Origin of the sequence: Micromonospora sp. CPCC 205739 (genome assembly GCF_036906795.1) — a bacterium.
Classification (GTDB): Bacteria; Actinomycetota; Actinomycetes; order Mycobacteriales; family Micromonosporaceae; genus Micromonospora.
The window spans coordinates 1-22,795 of record NZ_JBAKHS010000004.1 but is presented as its reverse complement, the minus strand read 5'-3'; the positions used below and the strand labels follow the sequence as shown (position 1 = coordinate 22,795).

The following is a 22,795-nucleotide window of genomic DNA, read 5'->3' as shown; positions in this document are numbered from 1 at the left end:
TCCTCGTCGGCGTCAGAGCAAGACTACGCACGTCTGGCGCCGGCCCGGGAGGGGGTGACCGGTCCTCACTTCGCGTCTGCGGCGAGCGTCACCGAGGTGTTCTGCCGGGACGACCCCCGCCGGTACTCCACGGTCACCACGGATCCCGGGGCGAACTTGCGCACCAGCGCGATCAGGTCGGTCGGCTCGGTCATCGGCCGGCCGTTCAGCTTGAGGATCACGTCGCCGGCCTTGAGGCCCGCGCCGGCCGCCGGGCCGGACGGCTCCACGGCCGCCAGCCGTACGCCGGCCCCGCCGGTGGCCGTGCCGGCGCCGCCCACCTGCGCGCCGATCACCGTACGGCGGGCCTTGCCGGTGCCGATGATGTCCTGGGTGATCCGCTTGGCCTGGTTGATCGGGATGGCGAAGGCGAGGCCGATGTTGCCCGCCTCCTGCCCCTCGGCGACCAGCGACTTGATCGTGGAGTTGACCCCGATCACCCGGCCGGCGGTGTCGACCAGCGGGCCGCCGGAGTTGCCGTGGTTGACCGCCGCGTCGGTCTGGATCGCCGCGTAGTAGCGCACCGGGCCGCCGGGCTCGCCGGCCTGCATGGTGCGGTCCAGGGCGCTGACGATGCCCGCGGTGACGGTGTTGGCCAGCGAGAGCGGCGAGCCGATGGCGAGCACGGGGTCGCCCACCGCCAGCGCGTCGGAGTCGCCGAACTCCACCGGCCGCAGCCCGGTACGGCTGACCTTGATCACCGCGATGTCCGACTCGGGGTCCTGGCCGACGACGGTGGCCGGCGCGGTGCTGCCGTCGTTGAAGATCACCGAGGCGCGGCCGGCGTTGCCGGAGACCACGTGGTCGTTGGTGATCACGTGCCCGTCGGCGCTGACGATGAAGCCCGAGCCTTCGCTGACCCCGCCCAGGCTCGCCACCCGTACGGTCACCACGCTGGGCAGGACCTTCTCGGCGACCCCGGCCAGCGACTCCGGGCGACGCTGGGCCAGGCCGGGCGCCTCGGCGGGTCGGGCGCCGAGCGCCACCGGACCCCCGGCCCCGCCGCGGACCGCGAAGGCGTACCCCAGGGCCCCGCCGAGGGACCCGGCGAGCAGTGCGGTGATCAGCGGGACAAGCAGCAGCTGACGCAGCTTCGGCCGACCCGGGGCGTCCGGGTCGCTCACCGGCTCCGGCGTGGACCCGGGGGCGGGGGCGCCCGGGACCACCACGGCGGCCGGCGCGTACGGGTCCCGCCACGGGTCGGCGAGCGCGTCGGACCACCAGGGTGAAGTCGTGCCGCCCGGGGCGCTCTGCGGCGCCGTCGGGGGGCCCACCGGCGTCGCCCCGCCCGGCGGTCCCGCCGATGCCGGAGTCCCACCGGGCTGGCGCCAGTCCCAGCCGTCGGTCACGTCGGTGCCTCCCAGTCCGTCCCCGGATCCCCCGTGCCGCGTGGTGCGGCCGCCGTCGCGAAACGCGGGATGCCGCTTCCAGGATTGCACGGATGAGCCGGATGGCATGAGCTTCTGCCGGGCGTGATCGTCAACGGCGGACGGCGCGGCTGCGCGGCGGAAGGCTCGCCTCTAGGCTCATACCGCCAACCCGCCCCCCGCACCACTCCCGCCGCCCGGAGGTGTCCCATCGCCACGGTCGCCAATTCCGGCACTCCGACGGCGCAGGCGCTGCAGTTCGCCGAGTCGTACGTCGGCGAGGACCTCGTGCTGCGGACCGCCCGCAGCCTCGCCCTGGAGGTCGGCCTCGACGCGGTGACGCCCGGGGCCGGGGCGGCGCTGCGCCTGCTCGCCGCCGCCGGCAACGCCCGCGCGGTGGTGGAGATCGGCACCGGCACCGGGGTCAGCGGCGTCTGGCTGCTGCGCGGGATGCGGGCCGACGGCGTGCTCACCACCATCGACCTGGAGGTCGAGCACCAGCGGATCGCCCGGCGGATCTTCGTCGAGGCCGGCTTTCCGTCCGGGCGTACCCGGATCATCACCGGCCGGGCGCTGGACGTGCTGCCCCGGCTCGCCGACGGCGCGTACGACCTGGTCTTCGTCGACGCCGAGGCGACCGGCTTCGCGGCGTACTCGGACGCCGCGCTGCGGCTGCTGCGACCCGGCGGGGTGCTGGCCCTCAACGGCACGCTGGCCAGCGGGCGGATCGGCGACCCGACGGCGCGGGACGCGGAGACGGTGACCGTCCGCGAGACGATCAAGGCGCTGCGGGAGTCGGAGCACTGGATCCCGGCGCTGCTGCCGGTCGGGCACGGCCTGCTCGCCGCCGTGAAGTGCTGACCCGACCCTGACCGCCCGGCCCGGCGTCCGCCGGGTGCCGGGCGGGACCGCCGGTTCAGTCGAGCGTCGCCAGCCAGCGCAGCAGCCCGCGTACGCCCCAGCCGGTCGCGCCCCGGGTCAGCTCGGCGTCGTCGCCGTCGGCCCAGGACGGCGCGGACATGTCGATGTGCAGCCAGCGGTCGCGCAGCTCGCCGGTGAACTCGCGCAGGTAGAGCGCGGCGGTCACCGAGCCGGCGCCCGCGTCGGGCGAGCTGTGCAGGTCCGCCAGGTCGCTGCCGAGGAGCTCGACGTAGTCGGCGGGCAGCGGCATCCGCCAGGCGGCCTCGCCGGCGGCGTCCACGGCGGCCAGCACGTCGGCGGCGAGCTGGTCGTTCTCGCTGTAGAGGGCGCCGGTGCGCTTGCCGAGCGCGACCGCGTTGGCCCCGGTCAGGGTGGCCAGGTCGATCAGCAGGTCCGGCTGGAGCTCCCGGACGGCGTACGCCAGGGCGTCGGCGAGGACCAGCCGGCCCTCGGCGTCGGAGTTGGTGGTCTCGCTGGTCAGGCCGCCGTAGTGGCGGACGATGTCGCCGGGGCGGAACGCCGACCCGCTGACCATGTTCTCGGCCAGCGGGGCGAGCGTGGTGATCCGCACCGGGAGCCGCAGCGCCGCCGCGCCGAGCGTCGCCGCGACCACGGCGGCGGCGCCGGCCATGTCCTTGCGCATCAGCTTCATCGCCGGCACCGGCTTGATCGAGATGCCGCCGGTGTCGAAGGTGATCCCCTTGCCGACGAGCACCACGTGGGTGCGGGCGTCGGCGGGCCGCCAGTCCAGCTCGACCAGGCGGGGGGTGCTGGCCGAGCCGCCGCCGACGGCGAGGATGCCGCCGAAGCCCTCGGCCGCCAGCTCCTCCGGACCGCGTACCCGCAGGTGCAGGTCGGGCTGGTCGGCCGTCGCGGCCTCGACCTGCGCGACGAACCACTGCGGGTTCTTCACCGACGACGGGGTGTTGGTGAGGTCCCGGGCGAGCCGGGTCATCCGGGCGGTGGTCACCGCCGCCTCGACCGCGTCGCGGTACGGGTCCGGGTCGTCGACCAGCAGGTCCACCCCGGTCAGCGCCGGTGACTCGCCGGCCTCGGTCATCCGGAACCGGTAGGAGGCGAGCAGCAGCCCCTCCACGAGGGCGCGGACGGCCTCCGGCCCGGTGCCGCGCGGCACCGAAAAAGTGATGTGTGTCTCATCCTTGCCGGCCCGGCTCAGCGCGGCTCCGGCGGCCCGCCAGGCCCGGTCGGCGCCGTCGCCGACGCCGAGCAGCAGCAGCCGGGCAGGCGTGCGGGACGGGCGCAGGTGCGCGTACGTCTCGCCGGCCTTGCCGGTCAGCCGGGCGGCCGGCAGCAGGGCGGTCGCCTCCGCCAGCACCTCGTCGGGCAGGGCCGGCCCGGTCGGGGCCAGCGTCGCCGGGGTGCCGTCCCCGTCGGTCGCGGCCGCGGCGCGGACGGGCAGGACGAGGGTGTCGCACCGGTCGGCACCGGCTGACAAGCGGATGGCGAGCACGCTGGACCGTACCTCCGAAAAGGATCGTGGTGCGGGGCCTGGCCGCCCCGCGTAGGGCAGGTGAAGACCCTGAGCCACCGGCGTGGCCGGTGGCTCAGGGATACGACGAACCGTCCGCGCGTCGCCGCGCGGTCTGTCGGTCGATCAGCCGGCGGCTGCCTTCAGCGCGTCACCGAGCGCGTTGGCCTCGTCGGGAGTCATCTCGACGACGAGCCGGCCACCGCCCTCCAGCGGGACCCGCATGACGATGCCCCGGCCCTCCTTGGTGACTTCCAGCGGACCGTCGCCCGTCCGCGGCTTCATCGCCGCCATGTTGTCTCCCCTCAGACCTGTATCAGGGTCGGTGGGTTGCCCCACAGCCACTTCGTCACGACCACCCGCAACGTACGCGAGGGTGTCGACCAACGATTTTCCCTGATGAACACCGCCGGACCCAAACCGAAGCAGCATTGATGTAACAGCATCTAGCTTATCTTGAGAAGGCCTGTCACAATGTGCGGTCATGCAGGCACGGTCGGCACTCTTCGACCTGTACGGCGACTACCTCCGGCCGAGGGGTGGCCGTGCACCGGTCGCCGCCCTGGTCAAGCTGCTGGCGCCGCTCGGGATCGCTCCCCCGGCCGTGCGCACCGCGGTCTCCCGGATGGTCCGTCAGGGCTGGCTCGACCCGCTCCGGCTGGCCACCGGGCCGGGATATTCGATCACACCGAAGGCCGCCCGGCGACTCGACGAGGCGGCCGCGAGGATCTACCGCACCGGCCGGGTCACCTGGGACGGCCGCTTCGATCTGCTGGTGCTGCAGACCCCGACCGCTCGGCGGGACCGGCAGCGCCTCGCCGCCAACCTGAGCTTCCTGGGCTACGGCACCCTCGACGAGCACACCTGGGTGGCCACCCGGGCGAGCGAGGACGCTGACCTGCTCCTGGAGGAGGCGGGGGTGCGCTACGAGCGGTTCACCGCCGCGCACGCCGCCGGCACGCCGGGCGCGATGGGGGTGGTCCGCCGGGCCTGGGACCTCGCCGAGATCGGGCACGCGTACGAGCGGTTCGTCGCCGAGCAACGGCCGCTGCTGGCCGGGGTGACCGTGCGCAGCGGCGACGAGGAGGCGTACGCGGCCCGGTTCCGGCTGGTGCACGCGTGGCGTACCTTCCTGTTCCGGGACCCGCAGCTGCCCCCGGCGCTGCTCCCGGAGCGCTGGCCCGGCACCGCCGCGGCCAGCTTCTTCGACCGGCACGCGGCCCGGCTGCGGCCGGCCGCCGACCGGTACGTCGAGCAGTGCCTCGACGCCAGCAACCGCATCGCCCGACAGAAGGGTCGTTAGAACGTGACCGAGCCGCTGCTCGTCGACCGCACCGACGCCGTGGTCACCCTGACGCTGAACCGCCCCACGGCGATGAACTCGCTCGACGTGGCGCTCAAGGAGGCGCTCCGGGACACCCTGGCCGAACTGGAGGCCGACCGCTCCTGCCGGGCCGTGGTGCTGGCCGGCGCGGGCGGGCAGTTCAGCGCCGGCCAGGACCTGCGCGAGCACGTGCAGACCCTCCAGTCGGCCACCGCGAACCCGCTGGACACCGTGCGGGCGCACTACAACCCGATCGCCGCCCGGCTGGCGAACCTGCCCAAGCCGGTGGTGGCCGCGGTGCGCGGGATGGCCGCCGGGGCGGGCGCCTCGCTGGCGTTCCTCGCCGACTTCCGGGTCGGCGGCCCGAAGACGAAATTCCTGATGGCCTTCGCCGGGGTGGGGCTGGCCGCCGACACCGGGGCCTCCTGGACGCTGCCCCGGCTGGTCGGCCACGCCAAGGCCGTCGAGCTGCTGATGCTCGCCGAGCCGGTCGGCGCCGAGGAGGCCTGCCGGCTGGGCCTGCTCAACAAGCTGGTCGACGACGACGAGCAGGTGCTGCCGGCCGCGCACGAGCTGGCCGCCCGGCTCGCCGCCGGCCCGACCGTCGCGTACGGGGCGATCAAGCGCCAGCTCTCCATCGCCGACGCGGGCACCCTCGCCGACGCCCTCGCCGCCGAGGCGCAGGCTCAGGCGATCTGCGGGGCCACCACCGACCACCGGGCCGCCACGATGGCCTTCGTCGAGAAGCGCAAGCCGACCTTCGAGGGGCACTGACGGCGCCACCGCCCGCCGGCCGGCCGGCGCTCACCCGGAGGGGGTCAGTCGTCCTCCTCCGGGTCCTGGTTGGCCTCGGCGCCCAGCACGAACGCCTGCATGGCCAGCTCGTCGCCGGAGGGTGAGACGAACGCGGGCAGCTCGGCCGGGCCCAGCTCCTGCACGTACGACCAGAAGAGCCGGACCGCCTCGGCCCGGGAGTCCGCCTCGATCGGCAGGTCCAGGCTGACCAGCCAGGTGCGGCGCAGCGGCGGCGGACCGAGCCGGTCGACCAGCTCGCGGTAGACCCCGGCCGCCAGCGGGGTGACCGGCCCGGCGATCGGCACCTGGTCGGCCGGCACCGGCTCGTCGAAGGCCCGCCGGGTGTACGTCACCACCAGCGCGCCCTCCCCCGCGCGGGCGACCCGGCCCAGGGCCACCAGCCGGGGCGGCTCGTCCACCAGCACCGCCACCGGGTCGCCGGGGCGCGGGCGGGACTCTCCGGCCACGGCCGGCAGCTCCAGGGTGTCGTGGTGGACGAGGCGTTCGGCGTCGTGCCGACCGGCCGGCAGGAGCACCGCCCAGGCGCCCTCAGCCGGCCCGTCGATGTCGGTCGTCGCGCTGGCGCGGTGGTCGGTTGCGGTCATGCCCCCATCCCATCACGGGCCGCCCCGGCGGCGACCACGTGGCAGCCGGTCAGGTGGTCGTCGACCATGCCGGTGGCCTGCATCAGCGCGTACGCGGTGGTGGGGCCGACGAAGCGGAAGCCGCTCTTCTTGAGGGCCTTGGCCATCGCGGTGGACTCCGGCGTCAGGGCGGGCACCTGGGCGAACGACTCCGGCCGGGTGTCCCGGGGCGGCGGCGCGTACGACCAGAGCAGCGCGGAGAGGCCGTCGGGCAGCTCCAGGGCGGCCCGCGCGTTGGCGATCGCCGCCTCGATCTTGGCGCGGTTGCGGACGATCCCCGCGTCGGCGAGCAGCCGGGCCACGTCGGCCTCGCCGTAACCGGCGACCCGCTCGATGCGGAACTCGTCGAAGGCCAGCCGGAACGCCGGCCGCTTGCGCAGGATGGTCAGCCAGGACAGGCCGGACTGGAACGCCTCCAGCGTCAGCCGCTCGTAGAGGGCGTCGTCGCCGCGCAGCGGCCGGCCCCACTCGGTGTCGTGGTAGACGGCGTAGTCCGGGGTGCTCGACCCCCAGGCGCAGCGGGTCAGCCCGTCGGGGCCGGTCACCAGGTCAGTCACGGCGTACACGCTAGGGCCTGGCCCCGACAGCGCCGGTTGGGGTCAGGGCAGCCGGCCCTGCTCGACCAGCCGGGCGAACCGCTTCAGCGCCAGGGTCAGGCTCGCCTTGGAACCCGGCCAGAGCAGCGGCCACGCCATCCGGCCGGCCGGCCCGCCGGGCAGGTGGAACCACTCGTGCCAGACCACCTGGGTGCGGTCGCGGGCCAGCGGGGTGCAGCGCAGCACGCCGGGGCCGCGCAGCAGCTTGCCGCAGTGCACGACGCCGACCTCGTAGGGCGCGTCCACCCGGACCACCCGCATGTGGTCGCGCAGCACGGCCGGCCCGAGCGCGGTGACCGCCTCGACCAGGGTGCCCTCCCCGCCGTCGCCCTCGACGACGCGGACCGTGGTGAACGGGATCCAGTCGGACTGCCGCTCCCAGTCGGTGAGCGCGGCGAAGACCCGGCCAGCGGGGGCGTCCACGATCACGGTGGCGGTGAACTCGCCGGCGCCGGGCTGCGCCGCCTCCCGCAGACTGTCCGCGCCGTCCGGCCCGGTCACCGCGTCTCCGAGCGGACCCGGTCGGCGGGCGACCCGCCGGTCGGGTCTCCGTCCCCGTCCCCGTCGGCGGAGCGGGTGTCGGTGCCCACGGCCCCGGTGCGCAGGGCGGCTGCGGCGTCGGCGGCCGCCTCGGACGGCGCTCCGGCGTCGACGGCGGTCCGCAGGGCCGGCGCGTCGGCGTCGTCGGCCGCCGGCAGGTCGGCGGCGAGCGGCCGGATGCCGTCCGGGTCCGCCGCGCTCGGCTCGACGTCACGCGGCGCGTCGGTCGAGGCGTCCGCCGGGCTCGCGGCGGCGTATCCGGGGGTGGCGTCGGTGGCCGGGGCCTCACCGGCCGCCTCCTCGCGGGCCCGGCGCAGCGCGTCGGCGTCCGCCAGGCGGCCCTCGCGCAGCGCCGCGACCTCCGCCTCCAGCACGCCGATCAGCTCGGCCTTGTAGCCGATGTCGTAGGCGGCCCGGCGCATCGCCTGGTCGACCTGGGCCATCCGGTAGCCCCGCAGCGCGGTGTCGAAGCGGACCGCGCCGACGTCCGTCTCGCGCAGCGGCCGGCTGCCCGGCAGCGGCACGGCCCGGCCGTCCGGCTCGGCCGGCGCCAAGCCGGCGTCCCGGCCGGAGACCAGCACCGTCACCCCGAACACCACCGCCGCCACGGTCAACGCGATGACCAGTACGAGCAGAACCTGACCCATGGACAGATCGTGGCACGGCGACCACCCCCCGAGCGACCCCAACCCACCGCAGGGTGCGGATCCGCTGGTGACGTCCCGGCCCGGCGGGGTGCCGGCCGACCGGATAGCGTCGTCAGCGGCCGGGCGACCCGGCCGGCGACGGGCGGGAGGCGGGATGGCCGGGGCGCTGCGGCTCGGTGGGCGGACGTTCGCACCGGGCGAGCTGGTGGTGATGGCGATCGTCAACCGCACACCGGACTCGTTCTTCGACCGGGGCGCGACCTTCGCCCAGGACAGCGCGCTGCGCGCGGTGGAGCTCGCGGTGACCGAGGGCGCGGAGATCATCGACATCGGCGGGGTGAAGGCCGGGCCGGGCGACGAGGTCGACGTCGCCGAGGAGATCCGGCGGACGGTGGACACCATCGCCGCCGTCCGGGCCGCCTTCCCCGACGTGGTGATCTCGATCGACACCTGGCGGGCCGAGGTCGCGGTGGAGGCGGTGGCGGCCGGCGCCGACCTGCTCAACGACACCTGGTCCGGCGCCGACCCGGCGCTGGCCCGGGTCGCCGCGCAGACCGGGGCCGGGCTGGTCTGCTCGCACGCCGGCGGGCTCGCCCCGCGTACCCGGCCGCACCGGGCCGCCTTCGACGACGTGGTTGCCGACGTGGTCACGACGGTGACCGGGCTCGCCGAGCGTGCGGTGGCCCTGGGGGTACGCCCCGACGGCATCCTGATCGACCCGGCGCACGACTTCGGCAAGAACACCCGGCACTCGCTGGAGATCACCCGCCGGCTCGACGAGCTGACCGCGACCGGCTGGCCGCTGCTGGTGGCCCTGTCGAACAAGGACTTCATCGGCGAGACGCTGGACCTGCCGGTGCCGGAACGGCTGGAGGGCACCCTCGCCGCGACCGCCGTCTCGGCCTGGCTCGGCGCCCGGGTCTTCCGCGCCCATCAGGTCCGCCCCACGCGCCGGGTGCTGGACATGGTCGCCTCGATCCGCGGTGACCGCCCGCCGACGCTCACCCGCCGCGGCCTCGCCTGAGCGCAGGCCGGGCGCTCAGGTCCAGCGAAGGATGTTCTTGCGCCAGGCGTAGAGGATGCCGAGCGCCACCACGGCCACGAAGATGCCCATCTCGGCGACCGTGACCAGGCCGAAGCCGGGGCGGTCGAAGACCAGCGCCCAGGGGAAGAGGAAGACCGCCTCGACGGCGAAGAGCACGTAGAGGTACGCGTAGACGTAGTAGCGGATCTGCATCTGCGCCCAGTCCCCGCCGACGGGGTCCAGGCCGCACTCGTAGCTGGTCCGCTTACCCCAGGGATCAGCCGGACGGCCAGGACGTAACATCCGATTGGCCGAAAACGCCGTAACGAAGAAGAGAGCACTGGCGAGCAGCAGGAGCCCGAGCGTCGCGTACGAGCCCAGGTAACCGGTCACGGTAGGTCAGCCTACCGGGCGCCGGCCCCGCCCGACCGGACCGGGAGCAGTACCGAACACGTTACGAATTCGTTTCCCGGTGGGACTAGTGCCCTCCGACAACTGTTACCGAATAATGAACCCTCACCCAGTGTCACGGAGGACAGATGGCCCGCGTGGACGTACGCCCCGCTCGGCGGGCGCTCGCCTGGCGTACCTCTTCGCTGGTCACGGCGTCACTGGGCACAGGGCTGGCGGTCGCGCTCGCGGTCGCGCCCGGCTTCGCCACCGCGGCTCCCACGGGCGACCCGGTCGTCACCGCCGCCACCGACGCGACGACGCCGGGCGGCGAGCCGACGGACGAGACCACGCCGCCGGTCGAGCCGACCACCACCGCGCCGACGCCCACCACCGCGCCGCCCACCCTGCCCCCGGACCCGGAGCCGACCACACCGGCGCCGGAGCCGACCACGGCCGCGCCGACGACGGCCGGCCCCGGCGCTCCCGCCCCGACCAACTCCGCGCCGCCCACCACCGCGCCCGCCCCGCCGCCGCCCGCCCCGGGTGGCGGTGACCCGCCGCCACCCGCGGGCGGTCCCGCGCCGAGCCAGCAGGGCCCCGGTGGGCTCGGAGTGCAGGTCACCACCCGCGACATCGTGCTCGGCCCCGCCTACTGGAACGCCCGGAGCACCAGCGCCACGCTGCGGGTCACCGTCGCCAACACCGGGACGGCACCCGCGCGGGTACACCTCGCCTACACCCTGCCCGCCGGGCTGACCGACGCCGGAACCCCGGGCTGCGCCGCCGTCGGCGGCGGGAACTGGCACTGCGGCGGGTGGGCCGCCGCCCCCGGCGCGAAGTTCACCAGCCTCATCCGGGTCCGGGTCGGCGGCGAGGCGTGGCGGAAGATGCCGCTCAGCGGCTCGGTCCGGGTCGCCGCCTCCGGCGCGGGAGCCACGGTCGCGGACAACGAGGGCTTCGCGGTTCTCTTCCCGCCCGGCCCGCCGGTGCCCGGGATGAGCCTCGACGCCGACGAGGTGGCCTTCGACATCAGCGGCGGCCCCACCGAGCTGGGCGTCCGGCTGGGCAACACCGGCCGGGTGGACGCCGCGGGGCGGGTCGAGGTGGTCCTGCCCGCCGGGGTCAGCGTGCTCTCCGCGCCCGGCTGCGAGGTGGTCTCGCCGACGCGTACCCGGTGCGACGCCGGCACCGTGCCGGCGGGCCGGACCGCCACCCTGCGGCTGCCGGTCGCCGCCACCCCGCAGGCCCAGCGGGAGGCGCCGCTGGCCGGGGCGGTGATCGCTCAGCTCGACCCGCGCAGCGGCCGGACCCGGCAGATGCAGATGAGCTTCCGGATCACCGCGGCGGCGGCGCTGGCCACCCCGCCCGCGGCCACCCCCGCCCCGACCGGTTCGCAGGGCGTGATCGCCGCTGCCGGTCAGACCTCCGGCGGGGGCGAGATGTCCTCGGCCCAGCGGATCGCGCTCATCCTGATCGTCGCCTCCGGGCTGCTGGTGGTGCTGGCGCTCGCGCTGGCCACCACCTCGCTGCGGCGGCGCATGAGCGGGCCGGTGCCGGACCCGTCGGCGAATCCGGCATCCGACTGAGACCACGGGCCCGGTAAGGGCCGCCACCGGTGATCTCGATTACGGCGGCCACCCCGAAACGGCGCAGAACGGGATGAACAACGCTCAGATTCGTTCCCACTCGTCGGACCTCCACCAAGGATGCCCTAACGGCTCGACGTAGGCTCTGGGGTGAGAAACGACAGCGGGCCGGACCTGCCACGGGCGGATCGGCGCAGCGGCGCGTCAAGGAGGTCACGTGGCGGGGCAAGGCGGGGTCACCATCAGGTTCAGCCGCCCGTGCGACGGGGCTGAGCGAAGCGAGGTGCAGGCGTGACCAAGCAGATCCGTCAACTGGACCGGGTGGTCATCCGGTTCGCCGGCGACTCCGGCGACGGCATGCAGTTGACCGGCGACCGGTTCACCTCCGAGACGGCGCAGCTGGGCAACGACATCTCCACGTTGCCCAACTTCCCGGCCGAGATCCGGGCGCCCGCAGGCACGCTGCCGGGCGTGTCGAGCTTCCAGGTGCACTTCGCCGACTACGACATCCTCACTCCGGGCGACGCCCCGAACGTGCTGGTGGCGATGAACCCGGCGGCGCTCAAGGCCAACCTGGCCGACCTGCCCCGCGGCGCGGACATCATCGTCAACACCGACGAGTTCACCAAGCGCAACCTGGCCAAGGTCGGCTACCAGGCCAGCCCGCTGGACGACGACTCGCTCGCCGGCTACGTGGTGCACCCGGTGGCGCTGACCTCGATGACGGTCGGCGCCCTCGCCGACCAGGCGGTGTCCAAGAAGGACGCCGAGCGGGCCAAGAACATGTTCGCCCTGGGCCTGCTCTCCTGGATGTACTCCCGGCCGTACGAGTCGACGCTGCGGTTCCTGGAGCGCAAGTTCGCCGCCCGCCCGGAGCTGGTCGCCGCGAACGTGGCCGCCTTCCGGGCCGGTTGGAACTTCGGCGAGACCACCGACTCGTTCTCCGTCCGGTACGAGGTCAAGCCGGCGAAGATGCTGCCGGGCACCTACCGGAACATCACCGGCAACGCGGCGCTCTCCCTCGGCCTGGTGGCCGCCGGCGTCCGCTCCGGGCTCCCGGTCTTCCTCGGGGCGTACCCGATCACCCCGGCCTCGGACATCCTGCACGAGCTGAGCAAGCACAAGCGGTTCGGCGTGGTCACCATGCAGGCCGAGGACGAGATCGCCGCGGTCGGCGCCGCGCTGGGCGCCTCGTACGGCGGCTCGCTCGGCGTCACCACCACCAGCGGCCCGGGCGTGGCCCTCAAGAGCGAGACGATCTCCCTCGCGGTGGCCCTGGAGCTGCCGCTGGTCATCGTCGACGTGCAGCGGGCCGGGCCGTCCACCGGCATGCCCACCAAGACCGAGCAGGCCGACCTGAACATGGCGCTGCACGGCCGGCACGGTGAGGCCCCGGTCGCAGTGATCGCGCCGAAGTCGCCGTCCGACTGCTTCCACGCGGCGCTGGAGGCGGCCCGCATCGCGCTGACCTACCGCACTCCGGTGATCCTGCTGTCGGACAACTACGTCGCCAACGGCTCCGAGCCGTGGCTGCTGCCCGACGTGGAGAGCCTGCCCGACCTGCGGGTCGAGTTCGCCACGAAGCCCAACGGCGAGGACGGCACCACCTTCCTGCCCTACCTGCGCGACCCGGAGACCCTGGCCCGGCCGTGGGCCATCCCGGGCACGCCGGGGCTGGAACACCGCATCGGCGGCCTGGAGAAGGCCGACAAGACCGGCGACATCTCGTACGACCCGGCGAACCACGACTTCATGGTGCGTACCCGGGCGGCCCGGATCGAGACGATCCCGGTGCCGGACGTCGAGGTGGAGGACCCGGACGGCGACGCCCGGGTGCTGGTGCTCGGCTGGGGTTCGACGTACGGGCCGATCGGCGCGGCCTGCCGGGGTCTGCGCCAGCGCGGCCTGTCGATCGCGCAGGCGCACCTGCGGCATCTGGCGCCGATGCCGGCCAACCTCGGCGAGGTGCTGCGCTCCTACGACCGGGTGGTCATCCCCGAGATGAACCTCGGCCAGCTCGCCCACGTGATCCGGGCCAAGTACCTGGTCGACGCGATCGGCTACAACCAGGTCCGCGGCCTGCCGTTCACCGCCGCCGAGCTGGAGACGACGCTGGAAGAGGTCCTGAAGAATGTCTGAGCCCGTCGCCCTGAAGCTCACCGCCAAGGACTTCAAGTCCGACCAGGAGGTGCGCTGGTGCCCCGGATGCGGTGACTACGCCATCCTGGCGGCCATCCAGCAGTTCATGCCGGAGCTGAACATCCCCCGGGAGAACACGGTCTTCGTCTCCGGGATCGGCTGCTCGTCGCGCTTCCCGTACTACATGAACACCTACGGGATGCACTCGATCCACGGCCGCGCCCCGGCGATCGCCACCGGCCTGTCCGTCTCCCGCCCGGACCTGTCGGTCTGGGTGGTCACCGGCGACGGCGACGCGCTCTCGATCGGCGGCAACCACCTGATCCACGCGCTGCGCCGCAACGTCAACCTCAAGATCCTGCTGTTCAACAACCGGATCTACGGCCTGACCAAGGGGCAGTACTCGCCGACCTCCGAGGTCGGCAAGATCACCAAGTCGACCCCGGCCGGCTCGGCGGACGCCCCGTTCAACCCGCTGTCGCTGGCGCTGGGCGCGGAGGCCACCTTCGTGGGCCGCACCATCGACTCCGACCGCAAGCACCTCCAGTCGGTACTGCGGGCCGCCGCCCAGCACCAGGGCTCCGCGTTCGTGGAGATCTACCAGAACTGCAACATCTTCAACGACGGCGCGTTCGACCAGCTCAAGGAGCCGGCCACCCGGGACGACTACCTGATCCGGCTGGAGCACGGGCAGCCGATCACGTTCGGCAAGGACGGGCAGTTCTGCGTCGTCCACCCGCCGGGCGGGTTCGGGCTGGAGGTCCGGGAGACCGCGGCCACCCCGGCCGAGGAGATCGTGGTGCACGACGCGGGCGTCAGCGACCCCGCGTACGCCTTCGCGCTGTCCCGGCTGCCCGGGCTCGACCTGCGCAACACCCCGATCGGCGTGTTCCGCTCGGTCGACCGCCCGTCCTACGACAGCGTGGTGCAGGAGCAGGTGGCCGCCGCCAAGGCGAAGGTCACCGAGACCCCCGAGCAGCAGCTCGCCGGCCTCCTCGCCGCCGGCGACACCTGGACCATCCTCTAACCACCCGCCCCACTTACAGAGAGAGTGGCTGTCCCGCCTCGGACAGCCACTCTTTTCTGCGCCCAAGGGGAAGCGGGTGCGCGCCCGGGAGGGTCAGGGGGTGGGGGCGGGTTGGGGGCGGTCGTCGCGGACGTGGACGAGCATGTCGCCGGTCTCGATGACCGCGCCGGCCTTGTCGGCGAGGGTGACCACCTTGCCCCGGCGGACCAGCGCGATGACCAGGGACTCCAGCTCGCGCGGGGACTTGCCGACCTCGTGCCGCTCGGCCGAGCGCATCGCCAGCGCCATGCCCTGGCCGGGGGTGAGCAGGTCCTCCACCACGTCGATCAGCGGCGGCGCCGAGGTGGAGAGCCCCAGCAGCCGACCGGCGGTGGCCGAGGAGACGATCACGTGGTGCGCGCCGCTCTGCCGCAGCAGCGGGGCGTTCTCCGCCTCGCGGACCGCCGCGATGATCCGGACCTGACCGGCGGTGAGCTGCCGCGCAGTGAGCGCCACCAGCACCGACGCGTCGTCGCTGTCGGTCGCGATGATCACCGCCTTGGCGTTGCGGACGTGCGCCTCCTCCAGCACCGACGAACGGGTGGCGGAACCCTCGATGGCGACCAGCCCGGCGGAGGTGGCCTGCCGCAGTGCGGTGCCGCTGCGCTCCACCACCACGATCCGGGACTTCTCCAGGCCGTTCTCGAGCAGGGCGGAGACCGCGCTGCGGCCCTTGGTGCCGTAGCCGCAGATGATGACGTGGTCCTTCACGGTTCTCCTCCACCGCCCCAGCCGACGGCCGGTCCGGTACTGCTCGGTCAGGACTTCCAGGGTGGTGCCGACCAGGATGATCAGGAAGAGCACCCGGGCGGGGGTGATGAACAGGACGTTGACCAGCCGGGCCGACGGCGAGAACGGGGTGATGTCGCCGTACCCGGTCGTGGAGAGGGTGACCACCGCGTAGTAGGCGCAGTCGAGCACGGTCAGCCCGTTCTCGTCGACGTCGCGGTAGCCGTTCCGGTCGAGGTAGACCACCGCCACGGTGAGCAGCACCAGGCCCACGGCAGCGGCCAGGCGGAGGCTCAACGCGCTCAACGGGCCGCGCCGCTGCGCCGGGAAATGGATCACCGTCGGTCCCGCTTCCCCCGGATCGCCTGCACGCCCACAACATAGCGCTTGGGCCGGCATCCGCACGGCCGGGTGCCGGACCGGGCGGGTGGGCGGGGACGACGGCGGGCATGATGGGGGAAGTCCCGCAGACGCCCACCGCGAGGAGGCCCGCATGTCGTTGCTGCGACGGGTGATCGGCGGAGTGCTGCGCCGGCTACGGCTGCGGCAGGGCCGCACGCTGCGCGAGGTGGCCGAGGCGGCCGGGGTGTCGCTGCCCTACCTCTCCGAGGTGGAGCGGGGGCGCAAGGAGGCCTCCTCGGAGGTGCTCGCCGCGATCTGCCGCGCCCTCGGCATCAACCTGTCCGACCTGCTCGAAGAGGCCCGCGACGACCTGCGCCGGGTCGAACGGCGCATCCCCGCCGCGCCCCGGGCGGCCCTGTCCCGGCTGGAGCGGGTGCCGTCGGCCCGCGGCGAGGCCGGCCCGACGGTCCGCATCGGCTTCCAGCCGGCGGGCGCGACGCCGGCGGCGTCCCCCGCCCCGACCTCCTTCCGGCACCCGGTCGGGCCGGTGCTGCGGCTGGGCGGGCCGCTCCTGCACGTCGGCGGTCCCGCGTCGCCCGTCGGGTCGACCGTCGGCGGGGTGGGCCTGCGGGTCCGGCTGATCGCCTCCGCGCCGGCCGGGCGCCCCGGCCCGCGTACCTCCAGGATGCTGGCCCGCCGCCGGGCCCGGACCGGCCGGCGGCGGCTGACCGCGGTGTAGGCCGGCCGGGTTCTGCCGTCGGCGGATCTGCCGCCGGCAGAAACCCTGGGGCCGCGGCCGGCGCCGGGCGCAGGCTGGAGATCGCCGGTTCCCGGGCGGTGCCCCTCGCCCGCCGGCGGCAGTCTGGAGGGCGGTCACATGATCGGGTACGACGTGCGCATGCTGGACGGCGGTCAGCCGACGTTCGGGGACCACGTGTTCGAGCGGCTGCTGCGGGAACGGATCGTCTTCCTCGGCACCGAGGTCACCGACGCCACCGCGAACCAGATCTGCGCGCAGATCCTGCTGCTCGCCGCCGAGGACAGCGACCGGGACATCTTCCTCTACATCAACTCGCCGGGCGGCTCGGTGAGCGCGGGGATGGCCGTCTACGACACCATGCGCTACGTGACCAACGACGTGGCCACGCTGGCGCTCGGCTTCGCCGGGTCGATGGGGCAGTTCCTGCTCTGCGCCGGCGCGGCCGGCAAGCGCTTCGCGCTCCCGCACTCGCGGATCATGATGCACCAGCCCTCCGGCGGGATGGGCGGCACCGCCGCCGACATCACCATCCAGGCGGAGAACATGCTGCACGTGAAGCGGACCATGCACGAGCTGATCGCCCAGCACAGTGGTCGCACCCTGGAGGAGATCCAGCGCGACTGGGACCGGGACCGCTGGTTCACCGCCGAGCAGGCCCGCGACTACGGCCTGATCGACCAGGTGATCACCCGCGCGGACCAGCTCGCCGGCTGACCGGCGGGCGACGAGCGACGGCCGACGGGACGGTCCCCCGCCGGGCGGGCGCCGGCCAGCGCCCCGGCGGCGAAACTGGTACGACGGACAGAGTCCTCCGGGGTGCTGACGCGAATCTCGCGTGAAGAACGACGATCCCGGCCCGGAGCGGACTCGCCCCCTCGCTCGCGTCCGCCCGGCCCGTGACCTGCGATCCTCGGTGCACTTTGGAGCCTATGCCGGGCACGCGCCGCGCCGCTGAGCAAGACGCCGCAGCGCTTTCGGAGCCAATCCTGTTACATCGCCGGGCGACCGCCCGCCTCCCCGTTTCGGGCAGGGCGGGCGGTCGCGGCGGAGTAGTACTCCGAAGCGGCGTGGCGCCTCGATCGCCTGCTTGACAGCATCATCGGAAAGTCTAGACTTACCGTTCGTGGCCACTTACCAAGGGCGGATGTTGGACGCCCTGGGCGACGCGACCCGGCGGTCCATCTTCGAACTGCTCGCCGCCGGCCCCCGTTCCGTCGCCGAGATCGCGGCCGACCTGCCGGTCAGCCGTCCAGCGGTCTCGCAACACCTCAAGGTCCTCAAGGAAGCCCGACTCGTCTCGTCCACCGCCGTGGGCACCCGCCGGGTCTACGCGCTCGACCCGCAGGGTCTGGCCGCCGTACGCGGCTACTTCGACCAGTTCTGGAACCACGCCCTGGCCGCGTTCGCGCAGGCCGTGGAGCAACCGCCCGAGGAGACACCATGACAACCGAGACCAGCGGAGCCACCGTCGTACGCACCAGCGTCGAGGTCGCCGCCTCACCCGAGCACGCCTTCACCGTCTTCACCACCGGCATGGACCGCTGGTGGGAACGCACGCACCACCTGCTGCCCGGCGAGCTCAAGCAGGTCGGCGTCGACCCGCACGTCGACGGACGGCTCTGGGAGGAGAACGACGCCGGCGAGGTGTGCGTCTGGGGCACCGTCCTCACCTGGGACCCACCGCGCACCTTCGCCTTCAGCTGGCTGATCGGCCCCGACTGGAAGGTCCCACCCCCGGACGCGACCGGCAGCCGGGTCACCGTGACCTTCACCCCCACCGGGACCGGCACCCGCGTCGACCTGGTCCACGACCAGCTCGACGCGCACGGGTCCGGCTGGGAGGGCATCCGGGACGCGGTGGCCGGTGCAGGCGGTTGGCCGGCCGGGTTGGCGCTGTACGCGGCAGCCGTCTGACCGTTGCATCCGGGGGGCCGGTCGGCAGCGGCGGACCGGCCCCGCGGGCCGCGGAAGGTGGCGCTAGAGCGGCTGACCGGGTGCGTGCGGCGGAGACCCCGCTCGGATCAGGACGCCGACACCGGCGAACACGCTGCACGCGGCAACCACCGCGAGCAGAACGGCGTAACCACCGGTGGACTGCAGGACGACCGCCGCCACCAGCGGCGCGACCGCCTTGGCGATCGTCACCGGGGCGGCCAGGCGCCCGGCGACGCTGGCATAGGCGACGGTGCCGTAGCGGTCGACGAGCAGGGCGGGCTTGGCGAGGCTGGCCACCCCGAAGCCGAGGCCGAAGCCGACCACGCCGAGCACCGCGCCCGCGCGGGTACCGGCGAGCAGGGGCATGAGGGCGATCGAGACCGCCTGCGTACCGAAGATCGCCGCCACGATCGTGGTGACCGGCAGCCGACGTCGCGCCCCGGTGAACACGAGCCGACCGGTGACGGAGAGCACCCCGAGCAGCCCGACGACGGCGGCGGCGAAGGTGGCCGGATGACCGCGGGTGACGAGGTAGCCGACGAGATGCACCGTCATCGTGCTGGTCGCCGCCCCGTGCGCGACGAAGGTCGCCGCCAGGATCCAGAACCTGGCGTCGCGCATCGCCGTCCTGACGGTGGCTCGTCGCTGCGTCTCCGCCGGCCCGACGCGGTCCGGTGTGGACTGCGGAGTCCTGGGCCGTCGAACGATCAACGCGTGCAGGGGGACGGTCACCGCGCCGTGGATGGCCGCCAGCACCAGCAGTGCGTGACGCCAGCCGATCTGTTCGACCAGCAGGCCGGTGAGGGGCATGAAGATGGTGCTGGCGAAGCCGGCGACGATGGTGACCGCGAGCAGGGCGGTGGATCGTCGTTCGGGTGTGCACCAGGAGACGATCACGGCGAAGGCGGGCTCGTAGAGCACCATGGCGCCGGCGATCCCGACGCCGACCATGACGGCATAGAGCTGTGCGACCGTGCGCACCTGCGACCAGGCAAGGAGCAGGCCGGTCGCGGCGATGGACCCGGCGGTCATCAGCCCTCGTCCGCCGTGACGGTCGAGCCACCGGCCGACCGGGACGGCCATCAGGGCCCCGGCGAGGACCGAGACGGTGAGCGCACCGGTCACGGCGGTGGTCGATGCGTCGAGGGCGGCGGCCATCGGACCGAGCAGGACCGCATAGGCGTAGTAGAGGGTCCCGTAGCCGACGGTGGAGGTGACGGCGAGGGCGGCGACCATCCGCCAGCCCTGGGCCCGGTGCCCGCCGGCGGCCGGGCCGGCGGGCACCGTGGTGGCGGTGGCGGACATCAGCTGCCGCAGCAGCCACCGGCCTGGCCGCTGGGCGCGGCGTCGAGGCTGACGAGGTGCAGCGGCGTCGACAGCAGGCCACCCGAGATGCCGGTGGCCAGGCCCCTGCTGCCGGCCTCGGCGGTGGGCGCCGGCCCGCAGCAGCCGTCGTTCGCGGCGGAGTCGGCCGGGTTGCTGTTGCACACCCCGGTCTCCGGGAGGTCGAGCTGCACGTCCCGGGCGGCGTCCCAGTCGCCGGCGAGGGCGGCGACCACGGAGCGGACCTGCTCGTACCCGGTGGCCATGAGGAAGGTCGGCGCGCGGCCGTAGCTCTTCATGCCGACCGCGTAGTAGCCGGCCTCGGGGTGGGCGAGTTCGTCGACGCCGTGCGGCGGGACGGTGCCGCAGGAGTGCTCGTTCGGGTCGATCAGCGGGGCGAGGGCGCGGGTGGCACCCATGACCGGGTCCAGGTCCAGCCGCAGCTCGGCGGCGATGGAGTGGTCGGGGCGGAAGCCCGTCGCGGCCACGATCCGGTCGACGACCACCGACTCCTCGCCGCCGTCGGTGTGCCGCACGACCACCGCGACACGTCCGCCGTCGGGCGTGAGGGCGTGGACGGAGAAGCCGGTCAGCAGGGTGATGCGGCCGGCATCGACGTGCTCGCGCAGCCGGGAGCCGAGAGCCCCGCGGGCGGGCAGCGCGTCGGCGTCGCCGCCGCCGTAGGTACGGCCCGGCGAGGCGGACCGGATCGCCCAGGTCACCTCGGTGCCCGGCGCGACGGCGGCCAGCTCGGCGAGGGAGAGCAGGGTGTTGGCGGCGGAGTGTCCGGCGCCGACGACGAGGGTGTGCCGGCCGGCGAACCGCTCCCGGTCGCCGCCGAGGACGTCCGGCAGGGCGTGCTCCAGGAACGGGGCGACCGCGCGCTCACCGCGGGCGGGCAGACCGGACGCCCCGAGGACGTTGGGTGTCCCCCACGTACCGGAGGCGTCGACGACGGCTCGGGCCAGGACCTCCTGCCCATCGGCGAGCCGGATCAGGAACGGAGCCTGCTCCCGGCCGGCGGTACGCAGCCGGTCCAGGCCGAGACGGCTGATCGCCTCCACCCGGGCGCCGTAGCGCAGATGCGGCTTGAGCTGCGGCAGTTCCGCGAGCGGCTGAAGGTAGGCGGTGACGAGTTCGGCACCGGTGGGCAGGGCGTCCAGGTCGGGGGCGACCCAGCCGGCCTCGTCGAGCAGCCGTCGGGCGGCGGCGTCGAGGTCGTACCGCCACGGGGAGAAGACCCGGACGTGCCCCCACTGCCGGACGGCGGCGCCGGCGGTCTCACCCGCCTCCAGCACCACGAACGGCAGGCCGCGCTCGTGCAGGTGGGCAGCGGCGGCCAGACCGACCGGGCCGGCGCCGATCACGGCCACGGGCAGTTCTTCCAGGACACTCATCGATGACTCCTTTGCTAGATGTCTTTCGAAACAAGAGGGCGTGCTGCGGCGCGGGCACGGGTGGAACCGATAGGTCAGTCGATGGCGGGGCTGCGCCGTTCGAGCAGGATCACGTCGCGCCAGCGGCCGTGCTGGCGGCCGACGCGCTCGCGGGTGCCGATGACGCGGAAGCCGGCCCGCTGGTGCAGGGCGAGGCTGGCGGCGTTCTCCGGGAAGACGCCGGACTGGATGGTCCAGATCCCGGCCGCCTCGGTGGAGGCGATCAGCGCGTCCAGCAGCAGCCGGCCGACGCCACGGCCCTGGGCGGCCGGATCGACGTAGATGGAGTGTTCGACCACCCCTGCGTAGACGGCACGGGACGAGGTCGGTGCGACGGCCACCCAGCCGAGGACGGTGTCGTCGGCGTCGACGGCCACCAGCCGGTGCGCGGCCAATTTGGCGGCGTCGAAGACGGCCCAGGTGGGGGCCACCGTCTCGAAGCTGGCGTCGCCCGCGTCGAGTCCGGCCTGGTAGACCGAGAGCACCGCGTCGGCGTCGGCCGCCGTCATCGGTCGGACGGTGATGTCGGCCATCAGCAGGCTCCGTTCGGATCGGGGGCGGGTCGGCCCATGACCACGTCGGCAGCCGAGGGGAAGCAGCCGAGGCAGGCGTCGTTGATGCGGTAGTGCCGCGCGGTGCCGACCGGGTCCACGAGGACGAATCGCACCTCGGTCAGGATCTTCAGGTGCTGGGAGACGGTGGACTGGGCCAGCCCGACGGCGGTGACGATCTCTCCCACGCTCATCGGCCGGGCCTGGCGGGCCAGGTATTCGACGATCTGCACCCGGGTCGGGTCCGCCAGTGCCCGGAACCAGGACGCGTACGTCTCGGCCGTCGCCCGGTCCAGCAGATCATCCACCGCACACACCCCTTTGATCGTCTATCGCCGATTGACGATCGAAGCGTACCCGAGGGCGGTGATCACGGTGGGCAGTTTCGCCGGGCCGGCTTTCGGCCGCAGCGGTCGACGGCCTGGCAACAGGGCCCCGGGGCGTCCGCCGTCCGGATGTCGTCACTCGTCACCGCCTTCTCCCTCCCGCCGTCACCGGGGGCTGACCAGGGCGTGAACGGCGGTGCGGGCGCGTTCGTAGCGACGTTGGGCACGCTGGTCAGCGGTGGACACCTCGGCGCAGGAGTCACAGAAGCGCACTCCCGCTCCGGCCGATGACCGCAGAACCTTCCGGAACATGACGATCCCCTTCCCGACGGCTGTCTCGACGTCTGTCGAAGTAGAGACTTGCACGCTGATTAGAGAGATGTCAACCTAGAGGCATGTCAAAACAAGCCGCGCCCCTCCCCGTGGTGGACCTCAACGCCGACGCCCCCTGCTGCCCGCCGCTGGCGCAGCGCCGGGTGCCGGCGGAGACCGCCGCGGTCCTCGCGCCCGCGTTCAAGGCGCTCGGCGATCCCGTGCGGTTGCAGCTGATGTCGATGATCGCGTCCGCCGAGCAGGGGGAGGTCTGCGTATGCGACCTGACTCCGGCGTTCGACCTGACCGGGCCGACCATCTCGCACCACCTCAAGACGCTGCGCGAGGCGGGCCTGGTGGACGCTGAGCGGCGCGGCACCTGGGTCTACTACCGGGCTCGGCCGGGCATCCTGCGCCAACTGGCGTCACTGCTCACCGTCGACCCCGCCTAGTAGTGCTTTGTTAGGTCGGCGTGTCGTTGGGGTGCTCGAAGTGGTCCGGGTAGTTCGAT

25 protein-coding genes are annotated in these 22,795 nt (G+C 73.8%); 12 read left to right on the top strand and 13 right to left on the bottom strand.

Features of this window, described 5'->3' with window-relative positions; genetic code table 11:
* Nucleotides 1–65: 65 nt before the first annotated feature.
* Complete coding sequence (locus V6U88_RS08290) at nucleotides 66–1,388, bottom strand: trypsin-like peptidase domain-containing protein (RefSeq protein ID WP_442934592.1); 1,323 nt, start codon at nucleotides 1,386–1,388, stop codon at nucleotides 66–68.
* Between the two features lie 270 nt (nucleotides 1,389–1,658).
* Here V6U88_RS08290 and V6U88_RS08285 point away from each other — a divergent pair, with 270 nt between their 5' ends.
* Nucleotides 1,659–2,267 (top strand): O-methyltransferase, encoded by a 609-nt coding sequence (locus tag V6U88_RS08285; RefSeq protein ID WP_334451881.1) that lies wholly within the window; start codon nucleotides 1,659–1,661, stop codon nucleotides 2,265–2,267.
* 55 nt (nucleotides 2,268–2,322) lie between these two features.
* Here V6U88_RS08285 and V6U88_RS08280 read toward each other — a convergent pair whose 3' ends face one another.
* Nucleotides 2,323–3,798: a leucyl aminopeptidase family protein gene (locus tag V6U88_RS08280; RefSeq protein ID WP_334451307.1), complete on the bottom strand. Its 1,476-nt coding sequence runs from the start codon at nucleotides 3,796–3,798 to the stop codon at nucleotides 2,323–2,325.
* Nucleotides 3,799–3,942: 144 nt separating this feature from the next.
* Entirely contained in the window at nucleotides 3,943–4,110 is a 168-nt protein-coding gene (locus tag V6U88_RS08275; protein WP_007455245.1) for a DUF3117 domain-containing protein, read from the bottom strand.
* A 190-nt stretch (nucleotides 4,111–4,300) separates the two neighbouring features.
* Between V6U88_RS08275 and V6U88_RS08270 the strand changes: the two genes are divergently transcribed.
* Nucleotides 4,301–5,119 (top strand): PaaX family transcriptional regulator, encoded by an 819-nt coding sequence (locus V6U88_RS08270; protein WP_334451305.1) that lies wholly within the window; start codon nucleotides 4,301–4,303, stop codon nucleotides 5,117–5,119.
* A gap of 3 nt (nucleotides 5,120–5,122) precedes the next feature.
* Nucleotides 5,123–5,914 carry an enoyl-CoA hydratase/isomerase family protein gene (locus V6U88_RS08265; RefSeq protein WP_334451304.1) on the top strand — a complete coding sequence of 264 codons (792 nt, stop codon included), beginning with the start codon at nucleotides 5,123–5,125 and terminating at the stop codon, nucleotides 5,912–5,914.
* Between the two features lie 44 nt (nucleotides 5,915–5,958).
* On the opposite strand, the gene V6U88_RS08260 is transcribed toward V6U88_RS08265, so the two are convergent.
* From V6U88_RS08260 to V6U88_RS08245, 4 genes are read right to left on the bottom strand one after another with little or no spacing between them, the layout of a single operon-like run.
* Nucleotides 5,959–6,540: a hypothetical protein gene (locus V6U88_RS08260; protein ID WP_334451302.1), complete on the bottom strand. Its 582-nt coding sequence runs from the start codon at nucleotides 6,538–6,540 to the stop codon at nucleotides 5,959–5,961.
* Nucleotides 6,537–7,136, bottom strand: coding sequence for a DNA-3-methyladenine glycosylase I (locus tag V6U88_RS08255; RefSeq protein WP_334451301.1), 600 nt, complete (start codon nucleotides 7,134–7,136; stop codon nucleotides 6,537–6,539). The genes V6U88_RS08260 and V6U88_RS08255 overlap by 4 nt, the downstream gene beginning before the upstream one ends.
* A 42-nt stretch (nucleotides 7,137–7,178) precedes the next feature.
* Nucleotides 7,179–7,676 (bottom strand): SRPBCC family protein, encoded by a 498-nt coding sequence (locus V6U88_RS08250; RefSeq protein ID WP_334451299.1) that lies wholly within the window; start codon nucleotides 7,674–7,676, stop codon nucleotides 7,179–7,181.
* Entirely contained in the window at nucleotides 7,673–8,362 is a 690-nt protein-coding gene (locus V6U88_RS08245; protein WP_334451297.1) for a DivIVA domain-containing protein, read from the bottom strand. Before V6U88_RS08245 ends, V6U88_RS08250 begins: the two co-directional genes overlap by 4 nt.
* 154 nt (nucleotides 8,363–8,516) lie before the next feature.
* Here V6U88_RS08245 and folP point away from each other — a divergent pair, with 154 nt between their 5' ends.
* The gene (gene folP / locus V6U88_RS08240; protein ID WP_334451295.1) at nucleotides 8,517–9,386 is read left to right on the top strand and encodes a dihydropteroate synthase; all 870 of its coding nucleotides are present in this window, start codon (nucleotides 8,517–8,519) and stop codon (nucleotides 9,384–9,386) included.
* Between the two features lie 15 nt (nucleotides 9,387–9,401).
* Here folP and ndhC read toward each other — a convergent pair whose 3' ends face one another.
* Nucleotides 9,402–9,779: an NADH-quinone oxidoreductase subunit A gene (ndhC, locus tag V6U88_RS08235; protein WP_334451294.1), complete on the bottom strand. Its 378-nt coding sequence runs from the start codon at nucleotides 9,777–9,779 to the stop codon at nucleotides 9,402–9,404.
* A 146-nt stretch (nucleotides 9,780–9,925) separates the two neighbouring features.
* Between ndhC and V6U88_RS08230 the strand changes: the two genes are divergently transcribed.
* The 3 genes from V6U88_RS08230 to V6U88_RS08220 all read left to right on the top strand — a co-directional run bounded on the left by V6U88_RS08230 (nucleotide 9,926) and on the right by V6U88_RS08220 (nucleotide 14,531).
* Nucleotides 9,926–11,365 carry a hypothetical protein gene (locus V6U88_RS08230; RefSeq protein WP_334451293.1) on the top strand — a complete coding sequence of 480 codons (1,440 nt, stop codon included), beginning with the start codon at nucleotides 9,926–9,928 and terminating at the stop codon, nucleotides 11,363–11,365.
* 291 nt (nucleotides 11,366–11,656) lie between these two features.
* Nucleotides 11,657–13,504 (top strand): 2-oxoacid:acceptor oxidoreductase subunit alpha, encoded by a 1,848-nt coding sequence (locus V6U88_RS08225; protein ID WP_334451292.1) that lies wholly within the window; start codon nucleotides 11,657–11,659, stop codon nucleotides 13,502–13,504.
* Nucleotides 13,497–14,531 carry a 2-oxoacid:ferredoxin oxidoreductase subunit beta gene (locus tag V6U88_RS08220; RefSeq protein WP_334451291.1) on the top strand — a complete coding sequence of 345 codons (1,035 nt, stop codon included), beginning with the start codon at nucleotides 13,497–13,499 and terminating at the stop codon, nucleotides 14,529–14,531. Before V6U88_RS08225 ends, V6U88_RS08220 begins: the two co-directional genes overlap by 8 nt.
* 93 nt (nucleotides 14,532–14,624) lie before the next feature.
* Here V6U88_RS08220 and V6U88_RS08215 read toward each other — a convergent pair whose 3' ends face one another.
* Nucleotides 14,625–15,638, bottom strand: a complete 1,014-nt coding sequence (locus tag V6U88_RS08215) for a potassium channel family protein (protein WP_334451290.1) — start codon at nucleotides 15,636–15,638, stop codon at nucleotides 14,625–14,627.
* A gap of 154 nt (nucleotides 15,639–15,792) precedes the next feature.
* Here V6U88_RS08215 and V6U88_RS08210 point away from each other — a divergent pair, with 154 nt between their 5' ends.
* The 4 genes from V6U88_RS08210 (at nucleotide 15,793) to V6U88_RS08195 (ending at nucleotide 18,315) form a co-directional block, all read left to right on the top strand.
* Entirely contained in the window at nucleotides 15,793–16,380 is a 588-nt protein-coding gene (locus tag V6U88_RS08210; protein WP_334451288.1) for a helix-turn-helix domain-containing protein, read from the top strand.
* A 138-nt stretch (nucleotides 16,381–16,518) separates the two neighbouring features.
* Nucleotides 16,519–17,115 carry an ATP-dependent Clp protease proteolytic subunit gene (locus tag V6U88_RS08205; protein WP_334451287.1) on the top strand — a complete coding sequence of 199 codons (597 nt, stop codon included), beginning with the start codon at nucleotides 16,519–16,521 and terminating at the stop codon, nucleotides 17,113–17,115.
* A gap of 409 nt (nucleotides 17,116–17,524) precedes the next feature.
* Nucleotides 17,525–17,845: an ArsR/SmtB family transcription factor gene (locus V6U88_RS08200; RefSeq protein ID WP_334451285.1), complete on the top strand. Its 321-nt coding sequence runs from the start codon at nucleotides 17,525–17,527 to the stop codon at nucleotides 17,843–17,845.
* Complete coding sequence (locus V6U88_RS08195; protein WP_334451283.1) at nucleotides 17,842–18,315, top strand: SRPBCC family protein; 474 nt, start codon at nucleotides 17,842–17,844, stop codon at nucleotides 18,313–18,315. Before V6U88_RS08200 ends, V6U88_RS08195 begins: the two co-directional genes overlap by 4 nt.
* A 63-nt stretch (nucleotides 18,316–18,378) precedes the next feature.
* Here the strand turns inward: V6U88_RS08195 and V6U88_RS08190 are convergent, their stop codons facing one another.
* From V6U88_RS08190 to V6U88_RS08175, 4 genes are all read right to left on the bottom strand, one after another.
* The gene (locus V6U88_RS08190) at nucleotides 18,379–19,641 is read right to left on the bottom strand and encodes an MFS transporter (protein ID WP_334451282.1); all 1,263 of its coding nucleotides are present in this window, start codon (nucleotides 19,639–19,641) and stop codon (nucleotides 18,379–18,381) included.
* Complete coding sequence (locus V6U88_RS08185; RefSeq protein ID WP_334451281.1) at nucleotides 19,641–21,056, bottom strand: FAD-dependent oxidoreductase; 1,416 nt, start codon at nucleotides 21,054–21,056, stop codon at nucleotides 19,641–19,643. Before V6U88_RS08185 ends, V6U88_RS08190 begins: the two co-directional genes overlap by 1 nt.
* A gap of 74 nt (nucleotides 21,057–21,130) precedes the next feature.
* Nucleotides 21,131–21,628, bottom strand: a complete 498-nt coding sequence (locus V6U88_RS08180) for a GNAT family N-acetyltransferase (protein WP_334451279.1) — start codon at nucleotides 21,626–21,628, stop codon at nucleotides 21,131–21,133.
* Nucleotides 21,628–21,954, bottom strand: a complete 327-nt coding sequence (locus V6U88_RS08175; RefSeq protein ID WP_334451277.1) for an ArsR/SmtB family transcription factor — start codon at nucleotides 21,952–21,954, stop codon at nucleotides 21,628–21,630. The genes V6U88_RS08180 and V6U88_RS08175 overlap by 1 nt, the downstream gene beginning before the upstream one ends.
* Before the next feature lie 413 nt (nucleotides 21,955–22,367).
* Between V6U88_RS08175 and V6U88_RS08170 the strand changes: the two genes are divergently transcribed.
* The gene (locus V6U88_RS08170) at nucleotides 22,368–22,736 is read left to right on the top strand and encodes an ArsR/SmtB family transcription factor (RefSeq protein WP_334451276.1); all 369 of its coding nucleotides are present in this window, start codon (nucleotides 22,368–22,370) and stop codon (nucleotides 22,734–22,736) included.
* Nucleotides 22,737–22,795: the final 59 nt, after the last annotated feature.

What these genes read in the sequence shown, in the direction of transcription:
- V6U88_RS08210 (WP_334451288.1), top strand. Translation starts at nt 15,793, where the DNA reads ATGTCGTTGCTGCGACGGGTGATCGGCGGAGTGCTGCGCCGGCTACGG.
- V6U88_RS08245 (WP_334451297.1), bottom strand. Translation starts at nt 8,362, where the DNA reads ATGGGTCAGGTTCTGCTCGTACTGGTCATCGCGTTGACCGTGGCGGCG.
- V6U88_RS08190 (WP_334451282.1), bottom strand. Translation starts at nt 19,641, where the DNA reads ATGTCCGCCACCGCCACCACGGTGCCCGCCGGCCCGGCCGCCGGCGGG.
- V6U88_RS08220 (WP_334451291.1), top strand. Translation starts at nt 13,497, where the DNA reads ATGTCTGAGCCCGTCGCCCTGAAGCTCACCGCCAAGGACTTCAAGTCC.
- folP (WP_334451295.1), top strand. Translation starts at nt 8,517, where the DNA reads ATGGCCGGGGCGCTGCGGCTCGGTGGGCGGACGTTCGCACCGGGCGAG.
- V6U88_RS08230 (WP_334451293.1), top strand. Translation starts at nt 9,926, where the DNA reads ATGGCCCGCGTGGACGTACGCCCCGCTCGGCGGGCGCTCGCCTGGCGT.
- V6U88_RS08260 (WP_334451302.1), bottom strand. Translation starts at nt 6,540, where the DNA reads ATGACCGCAACCGACCACCGCGCCAGCGCGACGACCGACATCGACGGG.
- V6U88_RS08205 (WP_334451287.1), top strand. Translation starts at nt 16,519, where the DNA reads ATGATCGGGTACGACGTGCGCATGCTGGACGGCGGTCAGCCGACGTTC.
- V6U88_RS08170 (WP_334451276.1), top strand. Translation starts at nt 22,368, where the DNA reads ATGTCAAAACAAGCCGCGCCCCTCCCCGTGGTGGACCTCAACGCCGAC.
- V6U88_RS08275 (WP_007455245.1), bottom strand. Translation starts at nt 4,110, where the DNA reads ATGGCGGCGATGAAGCCGCGGACGGGCGACGGTCCGCTGGAAGTCACC.
- V6U88_RS08195 (WP_334451283.1), top strand. Translation starts at nt 17,842, where the DNA reads ATGACAACCGAGACCAGCGGAGCCACCGTCGTACGCACCAGCGTCGAG.
- V6U88_RS08185 (WP_334451281.1), bottom strand. Translation starts at nt 21,056, where the DNA reads ATGAGTGTCCTGGAAGAACTGCCCGTGGCCGTGATCGGCGCCGGCCCG.
- V6U88_RS08180 (WP_334451279.1), bottom strand. Translation starts at nt 21,628, where the DNA reads ATGGCCGACATCACCGTCCGACCGATGACGGCGGCCGACGCCGACGCG.
- V6U88_RS08270 (WP_334451305.1), top strand. Translation starts at nt 4,301, where the DNA reads ATGCAGGCACGGTCGGCACTCTTCGACCTGTACGGCGACTACCTCCGG.